The organism is Paenibacillus paridis (assembly GCF_006345825.1).
GTDB lineage: Bacteria > Bacillota > Bacilli > Paenibacillales > Paenibacillaceae > Pristimantibacillus > Pristimantibacillus paridis.
Map to the genome: position 1 here is coordinate 75,326 of NZ_VCIX01000088.1, position 12,781 is coordinate 88,106.

The window sequence follows — 12,781 nt, forward strand, 5'->3', positions numbered from 1 at the left end:
CAACTGAAGCAATCGAGCCTAACCGTAAAAATCTTATTCAATATCATCATGCTTGCGTTGTCCGTCATGATGATTCTTCCGATTATTTATATCTTCAATCATGCCTTCAAGCCATATCATGAATTGTTTATTTACCCGCCGAAGTTTTTTGTGCAGGAGCCGAACATTCAGAACTTTGTGGAGCTGTTTTGGGTCACCTCGAATTCAATTGTTCCGGTTTCCCGTTATTTGTTCAACAGCCTGTTTATTTCGGCAGCGAGCGTTATTGGCGTGACCATCGTGAGCGCGCTTTGCGCTTATCCGCTGTCGAAGCATCCATTTCCCGGACGAAAATGGATCTTTGCCACCATCATCCTGATGCTGATGTTTACACCGGAGGTCATTCAAATTCCGAGATATCTCGTCGTCAGCAACTTGGGAATTATGAATACCTACTGGGGGCATTTGCTGCCGGTGCTGGCTCTGCCGGTTGCGGTTTTCCTGCTGAAGCAATTCGTGGATCAAATTCCCGATTCGCTGTTGGAAGCCTCCCGAATTGATGGCGCGAATGAGTTAATTGTATTTGTCCGAATCGTTATCCCGATGTGCATGCCAGCCATTGCGACCGTCGCCATATTGGCCTTTCAGAACTCTTGGGGCAACGTGGAAACCTCGATGCTGTTCATGCAGGACGACGAGATGAAAAACTTTCCGTTTTTCTTATCGACACTGACCAATAATTTGGCCAATAATGTAGCGCGCCAAGGCGCTGCTGCCGTAGCTGCCCTAATTATGCTGGTGCCGAATTTAATTTTCTTTGTTATTTTGCAAAGCAAGGTGATTTCGACGATGGCGCATTCGGGAATCAAATAATTGAGGGGGAAATCGTTTGAAGAACAGGAGGCTGCGGATTCGTCCGGCCATCATGGTCCTGATTGCGGCGATTTACATAACGTGGCCCGGCTTGCAGGCGACTGCCTCGCAGTTACCGTACGAAACCTATTACAAGGACGGCTTCGGACAGCTGGTGAAGACGCAAGCGGCGTATATTCCTGCCGGCATTCTCGGTACGGGAACGACGGGTTTGCTAGCTGCTGCGGATGCGGATGCAAGCCGAGCGGCCAGCACTGAGGAAACGAATCGGCTGCAGTTAAATCAGCCTAAGGATATTTTTGTGGACGGGAAGGATCACATTTATATTGCAGACACGGGCAATAACCGGATTGTTCATCTGGACGAGAAGGGGGATTTTGTCCGGGAAATCAAGGTTAGCGAGAGCCCGCTCAAGAAGCCGAGCGGCTTGTATGTGGATCAGGCAGGCGAGATTTATGTCGCGGATACGGGCAACAACCGGGTCGTGCGGCTGGATGCTGCCGGCAAGCTGTTGAAGGAATTCGGTCGACCCGAGTCCAGCTATTTGCCGGCAGGCTTCAAGTATGATCCGGTAAATCTGATCGTGGACAAACGCGGCTTCATTTATGTCACGACGCTAGGCGCTTATCAAGGCTTGGTACAATTGGACCCCGAAGGGGATTTCATCAGCTTCTTCGGACCGAACAAAGTGCCGTTTACCTTGTTCGACGCCTTTAAACGGTTTGTCTATACGCGCGAAATGTACCAGCGGGAGCTGAGGAAGCTTCCCGGCGCTATTGCAAATTCGACGATTGACCAAAATGGCTTCATTTATACCGTTACGAAGGAGATCCAAACCGATCAGGTCAAGAAGCTCAACATCGCCGGGCTGGATCAGCTAAAGGGCAAAGGGGAATTTGCGGCGCTGCAGCCGGTGAAGTCCTACGGTGAATTTTTCCATTATTCGCAGCGGGGCATCCGTCCGCAGCTAAATGACATTACCGTGGACGCCGCTGGCAATATTACGGTCATCGATGCGGTGTGGAATATTATCAGCCAATATGATTTGAATGGAAATCTGCTGTTCTTCTGGGGCGGGGATGTCATTACGGCAACCTCCAAAACCGGTGTCGTCAAGACGCCTGCGGCCATTGCCAGCAATTCGAAGGGCGAGCTGCTCGTACTGGACAGCGTCAATAATTTAATCCAAGTATTGCGCTTATCGGAGTTTGGGCAATTAGTCCATGAAGCCAATCAATTGACGCAGGAAGGCAGATACGAGCAAAGCGAGCCTTTGTGGACCGAGGTCCATCGCTTGAATGCGCAATATACGCCAGCTTTGATCGGACTCGCCAAAGCAGCCTACAAGAAAGAGGATTATGCGCGAGCGGAAAAGCTATTTTATCAAGCGGGTGTCGTCAATGGTTATTCGGACTCCTTTTGGCAAAACCGTTTGAAATGGTTTCAAAGCCATTTCGGACTGCTCATGAACATCGCGCTGGCCCTGGGGATTGCCTATCTGCTGTGGAATGCGCTATCCAAAAAGCTGAAGTGGAGCCTGAAGCTGCGCGCGAAGTCGCGGCCGAAACGCTTGCTGACCGAGCAGCTGAAGCATGTGTTCTATTTGATCAAGCATCCGGTAGACGGCTTTTATGCGATTCGTTATGAGAACAAAGCCGGTTTTCTCAGCAGCATAATTCTATTCCTTCTGGCAGCAGCAGCCTATGGCTATATGCAGGCGGGAACCAGCTTTATTTTTAATCCGGCTGTTCATGTGGGCATTGATTTGCTTCCAATTACCGTTCAATTCGTAGGCATCTGGCTCGGCTGGGTCGTATCCAATTATTTAATCAGCTCCTTGCTTCGGGGTGAAGGAAGGTTCAGGGACGTATTTTTCAGCAGCTCGTACGCCTTATTTCCGATTATTCTCATAGGAATACCTATAACTTTGTTATCGAATGTATTGACGCTGAATGAGCTGGCTATTTTTAATTTTCTGAAGCTGGTTATCATCCTGTGGGTCGTGCTGCTCTTAATCTGGATGGTACAGGGCATTCACAACTATACGTTTATCGAAGCGATTTTGATTATTGTATTGTCGCTGCTTGCGCTGGCTATTATAGTGATCCTCATTTTTATTTTAATTAGCTTAAGCATCGAATTAGTGAATTTTATTAATTCCTTGTACCAGGAGGTAATCATCCGATGACGGCCCGCAAACTTAACTTTAAGCTCATAACGAAGCTGGCGTTCATCGCCGTCTTGCTGGTAGGCATCGGCTACGTGGCTCTTGTAGCTGCAGGCCTTTGGAATCATCAGGCGGAGGTTGTCTCCCTTGAAGCGGGGCTGTTTGAAGCCAAAGGAGCAGCCCCTTACCAAGCAGGGCTTCCGGTGGAGGACGGATTTGAGGCCGTTGGAGAATCGGCTACGTTACAGCTGCTTGCGAATAAGGCATCCGGTCATTTTCAGGTGATACACAAGGCGACGGGTAACATTTGGCGTTCATATCCCGATCCGCAATACTGGCAGGACGAGACCGTGCCCGCCACCTGGAAAAACAATCTGTCATCGCCCGTTATGGTGGAATACGTTAATGCCAAAAACTATAAATCGTCGTCGGTTACGGCGGGCTTAATCGAGAACCAAGGCTATTTAGACAACTTTCAGGCGACCGAAAATGGTTTTAAGGTGACCTTTGTGTTGCCTAAGGTGCAGTTCAAAATTCCGGTTGAGGTTAGCCTGCAAGGCGACTACGTGGAGACGAAAATTATCGATTCGGAAATCGTGGAAGGCGCTTTAAGCCTGCTCAACATTAAACTGTATCCATTATTTGGCGCCCAGCCATCAACTGGGCAGGAGGGTTATATACTATTGCCGGACGGGTCAGGCTCTCTCATTCATTTCAAGGAGAACCGCATCATGCAGCAGCTCACCTATAACGAGAGCGTGTATGGTCAGGACCTATCTTATTATAACGAGAATACGGGAAGGCAAAGAATCGCCATGCCAGTTTACGGCATCAAGTCGGGAGACCAAGCGTTTGTTGCGGTCATCTCGCAGGGAGAGGCTTTCGCGAACGTATACGCGGCGCCTTCCGGGGCGGTAGGCCGCTCGAACTGGGCGACGACGGAATGGCAATACCGCAAGCGGTTTTTCCAAAGCGTCAGCAAAAGCACCGGGGAAGGCTTCTATACCTACAGCGGCGAGAAATTTGCTGCAGAAGCGAGAGCTACCCGATATTACCCGCTCGCGCCGGAGAAAAGCGATTATGCGGGAATGGCTGAGGTATACCGGAATTATTTAATTCAGGAGCAGGGCGTGAAGCCGCTGGCGGAACCGAAGAAGGATATTCCGCTGTATGTCGATATTGTCGGGGCAGACATCGAGAAGGGGCTTTTTGCCGATTCGTATCTGAAAGCGACGACGACTTCGGAGGCGATAGAGCTTGTGAACCGTATTTATGGGCTCGGCATTCACAATATGCAAGTCCATTACTCCGGCTGGCAGCAGGATGGCTACAGCACGCATGGCGGCTACTTTCCTGTCGATAAGCGGCTTGGCGGGAACGATGGGATGAGAAGCTTTATTGCTTTTGCCCACACGCTTGAAATTCCTGTGTATCTCACGGCAAACTACACGCTGAATACGAACGGGGATGACCGCTTCTGGTGGCGGCGCGACGGCTTGCGCAATTTGGCGGGAACGGTGCTTGAGGAGCAGAACAATGAGGATCAGGATGCCGCTGTGTTTGTCAGTCCCAAATTTTACGAGAAGGTTGTGGCAGGAGACCTGAAGGATTACAAGAGCCTCGGCGCGGACGGTATCTATTACGAGGATGGCATCGGCCAGCAGGTGAATACGGATTTCAACAGCCGTTACAAGGCCAGCCGAGCGGATGTTGTTGCGGTTCAGAGCAGCATTCTGGAGAAGAGCAAGGAAGCGATTGGTTCGCTTGCGGCGAATAACGTCAACTTTTACGCGCTCGGTCAAATCGATCACGTTCACCGGCTATCGGACGATTATTCGTACGACGTATTTATAAGCGAAGAAATTCCTTTCGCCCAGATTGTGCTTCACGGCTTGCGCACCTATACGCTCGAATGGTCAAATGTACGCGATGAATTCGAGGATGAGTTTTTGCGGAGCATCGAATATGGCGCGTACCCGGCTTACGTGCTCAGCGGCGACGCTGCGGATGATTTGAAAAAATCGTATTCCTTATGGTATTACAGCCTGAATTATAAGGATTGGATCGATCGGATCGGCGCCGAATATGCGAAAACGAATGAAGCGCTGGCAGATGTGCAAAGCGAGTTTATTACGGAACACCGCACGCTTGCCCCGAAAGTGAAAGAAACGGCGTACAGCAGCGGCAAGCGGATTATTGTCAATTATAATGAATCGGATTATAACCATAATGGCGTATTCGTTCCGGCAAAAGACTTTGCGGTCATTAGAGGGGGAACTGAGCCATGAAATTTAGCCGAAAGCTGGAGAATGCGACGCTGAGGAAGCTGGAAGGCTCGTTGTTTATAGCGCCATGGGTGTTTGGCTTTCTTGTATTTGTCGCCTTCCCGCTGGGATATTCGCTGTATATGAGCTTTCATCAGGTGAAAATTACGGTGAGCAGCGTCAATTACACGTTTATCGGATTGAACCATTACCGGGAGATCCTGATTGCGAACGGAAGCCTGCTCTATGAGGAGCTTTTTCCGTTTCTGAGGGAGTCGGCGATGATGATTCCAATCATTCTTGTCTTCTCGCTGTTAGTGGCGATATTGCTTAATTTGAAGTTTCCGGGCCGAACGCTGTTCCGGGTAATCTTCTTCCTTCCGGTCATTTTCTCCTCTGGCCAAATCGTGCAGGAGTTTATTGCGCAGGGGGAAGGCTCGCTCAGCATCATGGAAACGCTCCAAATCGATTATTATTTGCAGGAATATGTGCCGGGCGCATGGGCGGCTCCGATCGAAAAGGTCATGAGCTCGTTTGTGCTCGTGTTATGGTACTCGGGCGTCCAGATTCTAATTTTCCTCGCGGGAAGGCAGACGCTGCCAGCATCGGTATACGAGGCTTCACGCATTGACGGCTCAGGCCCGTGGAATACCTTCTGGAAGATTACGCTTCCGGGTCTCGTTCCGTATATCTTCCTGAATCTGATGTACACGGTGGTTGATTTGTTCACGTTCCCTTCCAACCCGATCGTGAGCCGAGTGAACACAAGCAATTACGGCAGCTCCAGTGCGCTTGCATGGATTTATTTTACGATCATTCTCGCGTTCGTGCTGTTGACCTTGTTTATTTACAGCCGGGTCGACAAATCACTGTCAGGAAAACGATAACTAGGAAGGTGAGGTGAAACGACTGTGAAAATAGTAAAAAGAGGCAACAAAACCGTGGCAAGGTTCTATTCGGACGATAAGCTGCGCCGTGGGCTGGATGCCGTCAGATATCGGCTTCTTGGTGCTGAAATCGACAAGGGTTTGCTCTTTAAGCTGTTTGTTTATGTCATCTTGATTAACGTTGCATTTATTTATATTAAGCCGATCCTGTACATGGTCACGACGATGGTGAAGGATGCGCAAAACATTCTGGACCCCACCGTGATCTGGGTGCCGAGAACGATCTTTCTCGGGCATCTCCAGCATGCAAGCGAAATGCTGAACTATGGCAAAAGCTTTCTGATCAGCGTCTCGCTCGCGTCCTCGGTTGCGGTGCTGCAGGTATTCTCCTGTGCGATTGCAGGTTATGCCTTCGCGCGGCTGGATTTCCCCTTCAAGAAAGTATGGGGCGCGCTGCTTCTGTTCACCTTCATTATGCCGCCGCAAATTACGATTTTACCGTCGATCATGCTGTTTAAGGAGTTTGGCTGGCTCAATACCTTTTTGCCGATGGTGGTGCCTGCTCTATTCGGGCATGGATTAAAGGGGGCGATGTTCGTTATTATTTATCGGGCCTTCTACTCGACGCTTCCCAAGGAGCTGGACGAGGCTGCGAGAATGGACGGAGCGGGACCGTTCCGCATGTTTTTCCGCGTCATGTTCCCGATCTCAAGATCGGCAACGGTAGTGGTGGTCTTGTTCTCGTTTGTCTGGAACTGGAATGACTTCTACTTCCCGTCGCTGTTTATGTTCACCGCAGAGAACGTTCCCCTGTCGATTACGCTTGCCAGAATGGCTGGTGAAATGAAGCTCGCCGAGGGAGCGGGAGAAATAACGGTGTATGCGGAAGCGATCAAAATGGCTGCGTCCTTCCTGATTATCATGCCGCTGCTCGTTGTCTATTTATTCGCTCAGCGCTGGTTTATCGAAGGGGTGGAGCGGACTGGACTGGTGGAATAAGAGGAATGTATCATGAATGGCAAGTATACTTTTAGGGAAAAGTGAGGGGTTACGATGAAGAGATTGGCTTCCGGCTTTGTGGCATTGTTGATGATGGGATTAGTCACCGCTTGTGCGGGCGGTAACCAAGCGCCTTCCAATCAAGCGGCGATTACGAATGAGCCAACGAAAGGCGGCGATGCAGAGGCAGCTCCGGCATTCAAGAAGCTGGGTGATGAGCCGTTAACGTTAACCTTCTACAGCAGCGGTCCCACGTTTACCGATGTGGAATTCGAAACGATGATCGCCGGCCCGATTCGCGCCAAATATCCAAACGTCAAAATCGAACGCATATCGCCAGCTGCAACGACAACGCCTGAAGAGGTGCTGTCCACGCATGTACCTGACATTCTATTTACCAGCGTGTCGCAGCGGCTTGTCCGTACCGGCGCCTTCGAGGATTTAAGAGAGCTGATTAAACGCCACAGCTTCGATGAAAGCCGGCTTAAGCCAATCGCATACAATTACATCAAGGAGGTTACCAAGGGCAAAGGCGATGCTATTCTTGCGCTGCCCTTTAACGTTAACCAGCATGTGCTCTATTACAACAAGGATATTTTCGATAAATTCGGCGTTCCTTATCCGACTGAGAAGCAGCTCACTTGGGATGAAGCGGTTGAGCTTGGAACCAAGCTGACAAGAACGGACAATGGCGTGAATTATATCGGTCTTGTGGTCGATAATTTGCAAGGCTTGAACAAGTCCATCGGCCTGCCGTTTGTGGATAGGGAAACGGGGCAAGCTGCGCTGGACAATCCGGAATGGCTGCGAATATTCGAATTGCAGAAGAAGATATTTGAAATACCGGGTTATGTTACGCCGGACGGTACGTGGAACTGGACCCGCGATCATTTTATGAAGGATCAAAATATTGCGATGCGTGCATCTTGGTTGGCCAATATGGTCGGTCCGCTTGAGGAGCTGCGCCAGCAAGGCGTGGAATTCAATTGGGACATTGCTCCGGTGCCGAACTTTGACGATCAGCTAGGCCAAACAAGGGAAGCTCAGATTCATTCAATATCGATAAATAGCCAAAGCAAGCACAAGGATGAGGCTTTTCAGGTGTTGGCCGAGATCCTGTCCGATGAGGGCCAGCGCATTATAGCCAAAAATGGACGCGTGCCGTCCATTATTAATCCGGAGCTGGAGAAGGATTATGGTGCGGATATTCCGGTGCTTCAAGGAAAAACGACGCAAAACGTGTTTATTGGAGAGCCGATTCAAGAGCACTATCAGCATCCGTATGAAGCGGAGATCAGCATTCGGCTAACCGAGGCGGCAGAGGATTTGGCGATTCATGGCCTTGATGTGAACTCGGCGATCCGCAAAGCGACAGATGCAATTAATAAAGATGTCGAGACGCTGAAAACGACGCTTGGGCAGTAGGAAAACGATCTGTGCAATGGCATTGCTTGGCCGATTGGTTGGTGGAACGAGCAGAAAATCACGGTTTTAAAAGGATTGACAGAATGTTCCGAAGATGTTAAATTCATTCCACTGATATAAAACCATCTAATTTCATCTTTTTACTTGGATATTATCGACCGGATAGCCGGAGATTGCCTTAGGGCAGCTCTGGTTATTTTTTTTGCTAAGGCGTAAGGCGGCGGCTTGATTGTAGATCAATAAGGCTTTAGGGGGAGAAGCGTTATGGGAGGATCGGAACGAAAGCTTAATCTGAACGCGTTTTTGGCGGCATCGGGTCATCATGAGGCATCGTGGCGGCATGCCGATACAAGCCCGGAGTGCGGCGTGGACATTCACCATTATGTAAAGCTGACACAAATAGCGGAGAAGGGCTTGCTCGATTCTGTGTTTCTGGCAGACGGCTATTGGGCACATTCGGGCTCCTTAGAACCGTTTACGCTGTTGTCGGCGCTGGCAGCATCCACTCGGCACATCGGACTGATTGCAACGGTGGAGACGACGTATAACGAGCCGTTTCATGTAGCCCGTAAATTTGCATCTCTGGACCATATCAGCAAAGGCCGGGCCGGCTGGAATATCGTGACGGGCGCAGGTCCCGCGGCAGAACAGTTCAGCAGAGTGCAGCACCCCAAGCATCATGAGCGATATGAATCGGCAGAAGAGTTTGTAGAAGTCGTGAAGCGGCTGTGGGATAGCTGGGAAGATGATGCGGTCCGAAATGACAAAATCAACGGCATTCTGATCGATCAAGCCAAGGTTCACACCATCGATTTTACAGGCAAGCACCATGCCGTTCAAGGGCCGCTGAACATTGCACGTCCGCCGCAGGGCCATCCGGTGCTGGTCCAAGCCGGCTCTTCGGAGACTGGTAAGGATTTTGCCGCTAAGCTGGCCGAGGTTATTTTTACCGCGCAGCTTACGTTCGAGGAAGCTCAAGCATTCTATGCGGATGTGAAAGCTCGCTTGGCGAAATACGGGCGCACGGCAGATCAGCTGAAAGTACTGCCGGGCTTGAGTCCGATTCTGGCGGATACGGAGGCAGAAGCTCGGGAGATGGAGGAGGAGCTGTTCCAGTTAATCGATCATGAGGGGGCGACCAAGCGGCTGTCTATCCGCCTCGGCATCGATTTATCGAATCATGGCTTAGACGACCGGGTAACCGCAGATGGGGCTCTACTGACGGATCAAGTTAGCGGCATGAAGAGCCGGCACCAGTTAATCCTGGATTTAATTGAACGGGAGAAGCCAACACTACGCGAGCTTATCAACCGTCTAGCTGGCGCGCGGGGGCATTTCACCTTCACGGGTACGCCGCTGCAGCTGGCGGATGAAATCGAACGGTGGTTCCACGGCGGGGCTGCCGACGGCTTTAACCTTATGCCGCAAATTTATCCGAGCGGTCTGGAGCGTTTCGTATACAAGGTCATTCCAGAGCTGCAAAGCCGAGGTTTGTTCCGCACCTCCTATGAAGAGCAGACGCTTCGGGGCAAGCTGGGACTTATGCGGCCGGAGAATGCGAGGATTTCCAATGACTCCAACGACTTCAACTACTCGAAAAAAGAGGTGTATTTATAATGGGTGAGGCAAACCGCAAGGTTCATTTAAATGTATTTTTGAGGGCAACTGGCCATCACGCGGGAGCATGGCGGCACGAGGATGCCCATCCTGAGCTGGAGCTGGACATTGATTACTTGGGCCAGCTAGCGAGAATTGCTGAGCGCGGCAAGCTGGACTCGATCTTTCTTGCCGACGGCTACGCTGGAGGCGGCAGCAAGCTGGAGCCGTTCACACTGCTCTCTGCGCTGGCGTCAGTCACGGAACATATCGGTTTGATCGCAACCGTAGGCACGGTATATAACGACCCGTTCCATGTCGCGAGACAGTTCGCCTCATTGGACCATATAAGTGGAGGCCGGGCCGGCTGGAACATTGTGACGGGGGCGGGCTCGGCTGCCCACAACTTTAGCCGGGACGAACATCCCGAGCATGCGGAGCGGTACGAGACGGGCGAGGAGTTCGTCGAGGTCGTCAAGCAGCTGTGGGACAGCTGGGAGGATGACGCGCTTATTTTCGATAAGAAAGCCGGCAAACTAGTGGATTCGAGCAAGGTGCATGAGATCAACTTTAAGGGCCATACCTATGTTGTGAAGGGGCCCCTCAACATTCCGCGTCCGCCACAGGGCTACCCGGTGCTCGTGCAGGCGGGCTCCTCCGAACAGGGGAAGGAGCTGGCGGCGAAGACGGCGGAAGTGATTTTTACCGCGCAGCAAACGTTTGACGCGGGCCGTGAATTTTACAGCGATGTCAAAGGCCGTCTGGCTAAATACGGAAGAAGCGCTGACGAGCTCGTTATTTTGCCGGGACTGGCGCCCATCGTTGCAGATACGGAGGCTGAGGCGAGGGAGTTAGAGGAAGAGCTGCATTCCTTTGTGGATACGAAGCGGGCGCTGGATGGCCTCTCCGAGAGGTTTACGGTCAATCTCAATGATTACGCGCTGGACGCGCCGGTGCCGCTGGACAAAGCAAAGCCTGCTGAGGAATTCAACGGCATCCGCAGCCGGCAGGAGGTCATTCTTGATGCGGCGCGCAGGGAAGGGTTTACGATACGGCAGCTGCTTTATCGCAGCAATGGCGGTCACGGCCACATCACATTTACAGGCTCGGTGCTGCAAACGGCGGATCTTATTGAGAAGTGGTTTCTGAACCATGCCGCCGACGGCTTCAACGTTTTGCCGCAGCTCTTTCCAACGGGGCTTGAGATTTTTGTCGACAAGGTCATACCTGAGCTGCAAAACCGCGGCCTATTCCGTACCGAGTATGAAGGAGCAACCTTGCGAGAGAGCCTGGGCCTAAGAAGACCCGCGAACACGCGGCACCTTCAGCAATCTATATAATTTGAGCTTTTGTCGTAGAGATATAGATTTGGAAGAAATAGATCTAAATAATTGATTTTATTGACCGATAATTCGCGATGCGGAAGATGAAAATTTAATTTGCAGAATGAATTTCCTTGAAATCGGCGAGTGAAAGAAGTAACTCTCAACCGCTATGGCTCTCAGCCACGCTCCATGCACGAAGTATGTTTAAACTTTAGCTGGTAGGTTCTACACGTGTGCAATAGTGCTGCTTTTTGAGAAATAGATCTAAAAAGTAGACCTAACCGAGCTAGATGGCTCCAATTGGACGGTAAACGGGTGGTTTTTGGGGAAATAAATCTAATTTATAGATTTATTTTATCGAATTTGGCCGACTAGGATGAAATAGATCTAAAAAGTAGACCTAACCGAGCTGAGTGGCTCCAAATGGACGGTAAACGGGTGGTTTCTGGTGAAATAGATCTAAATTATAGACTTATTTTATCGGATTTGGCCGACTAGAGAGTAATAGATCTAAAAAGTAGATCTAACCGAGCTAGTTGGCTCCAATTGGACGGTAAACGGGTGGTTTCTGGCGAAATAGATCTAAATTATAGGCCTATTTTATCGGATATGGCCGACTAGAGAGTAATAGATCTAAAAAGTAGATCTAACCGAGCTAGTTGGCTCCAATTGGACGGTAAAACGATGATTTTTGGGGAAATAAATCTAATTTATAGACTTATTTTATCGAATTTGGCCGACTAGAGAGTAATAGATCTAAAAAGTAGATCTAACCGAGCTAGTTGGCTCCAATGGGACGGTAAACGGGTGGTTTCTGGATCGGATTTGGCCGACTAGGATGAAATAGATCTAAAAAGTAGACCTAACCGAGCTAGTTGGCTCCAAATGGACGGTAAACGGGTGGTTTCTGGTGAAATAGATCTAAATTATAGACTTATTTTATCGGATTTGGCCGACTAGAGAGTAATAGATCTAAAAAGTAGATCTAACCGAGCTAGTTGGCTCCAATTGGACGGTAAACGGGTGGTTTCTGGAGCGGATTTGGCCGACTAGGATGAAATAGATCTAAAAAGTAGACCTAACCGAGCTAGTTGGCTCCAAATGGACGGTAAACGGGTGGTTTCTGGTGAAATAGATCTAAATTATAGACTTATTTTATCGGATTTGGCCGACTAGAGAGTAATAGATCTAAAAAGTAGATCTAACCGAGCTAGTTGGCTCCAATTGGACGGTAAACGGGTGGTTTCTGGATCGGATTTGGCCGAC

8 protein-coding genes are annotated in these 12,781 nt (G+C 50.1%); all 8 read left to right on the top strand.

The genetic code is table 11. From position 1 onward, the window contains the following. Positions 1–3 precede the first annotated feature (3 nt). The 8 genes from FJQ58_RS17520 (at position 4) to FJQ58_RS17555 (ending at position 11,530) form a co-directional block, all read left to right on the top strand. Positions 4–852 (top strand): carbohydrate ABC transporter permease, encoded by an 849-nt coding sequence (locus FJQ58_RS17520; RefSeq protein ID WP_238404154.1) that lies wholly within the window; start codon positions 4–6, stop codon positions 850–852. A gap of 16 nt (positions 853–868) precedes the next feature. After that, positions 869–3,040 (top strand): YIP1 family protein, encoded by a 2,172-nt coding sequence (locus tag FJQ58_RS17525; RefSeq protein WP_238404125.1) that lies wholly within the window; start codon positions 869–871, stop codon positions 3,038–3,040. Next, complete coding sequence (locus FJQ58_RS17530; protein WP_139995738.1) at positions 3,037–5,307, top strand: DUF5696 domain-containing protein; 2,271 nt, start codon at positions 3,037–3,039, stop codon at positions 5,305–5,307. Before FJQ58_RS17525 ends, FJQ58_RS17530 begins: the two co-directional genes overlap by 4 nt. Continuing rightward, complete coding sequence (locus FJQ58_RS17535; RefSeq protein WP_139995740.1) at positions 5,304–6,170, top strand: carbohydrate ABC transporter permease; 867 nt, start codon at positions 5,304–5,306, stop codon at positions 6,168–6,170. The genes FJQ58_RS17530 and FJQ58_RS17535 overlap by 4 nt, the downstream gene beginning before the upstream one ends. A 24-nt stretch (positions 6,171–6,194) precedes the next feature. Then, entirely contained in the window at positions 6,195–7,169 is a 975-nt protein-coding gene (locus FJQ58_RS17540; protein WP_139995742.1) for a carbohydrate ABC transporter permease, read from the top strand. Positions 7,170–7,223: 54 nt separating this feature from the next. After that, entirely contained in the window at positions 7,224–8,594 is a 1,371-nt protein-coding gene (locus FJQ58_RS17545) for an ABC transporter substrate-binding protein (RefSeq protein ID WP_139995744.1), read from the top strand. Positions 8,595–8,858: 264 nt separating this feature from the next. Beyond that, entirely contained in the window at positions 8,859–10,211 is a 1,353-nt protein-coding gene (locus FJQ58_RS17550; RefSeq protein WP_139995746.1) for an LLM class flavin-dependent oxidoreductase, read from the top strand. After that, on the top strand, positions 10,211–11,530 hold the full coding sequence (locus FJQ58_RS17555) for an LLM class flavin-dependent oxidoreductase (RefSeq protein WP_139995748.1): 1,320 nt from the start codon (positions 10,211–10,213) through the stop codon (positions 11,528–11,530). Before FJQ58_RS17550 ends, FJQ58_RS17555 begins: the two co-directional genes overlap by 1 nt. Positions 11,531–12,781 lie beyond the last annotated feature (1,251 nt).

What these genes read in the sequence shown, in the direction of transcription:
- FJQ58_RS17555 (WP_139995748.1), top strand. Translation starts at nt 10,211, where the DNA reads ATGGGTGAGGCAAACCGCAAGGTTCATTTAAATGTATTTTTGAGGGCA.
- FJQ58_RS17530 (WP_139995738.1), top strand. Translation starts at nt 3,037, where the DNA reads ATGACGGCCCGCAAACTTAACTTTAAGCTCATAACGAAGCTGGCGTTC.
- FJQ58_RS17535 (WP_139995740.1), top strand. Translation starts at nt 5,304, where the DNA reads ATGAAATTTAGCCGAAAGCTGGAGAATGCGACGCTGAGGAAGCTGGAA.
- FJQ58_RS17550 (WP_139995746.1), top strand. Translation starts at nt 8,859, where the DNA reads ATGGGAGGATCGGAACGAAAGCTTAATCTGAACGCGTTTTTGGCGGCA.
- FJQ58_RS17545 (WP_139995744.1), top strand. Translation starts at nt 7,224, where the DNA reads ATGAAGAGATTGGCTTCCGGCTTTGTGGCATTGTTGATGATGGGATTA.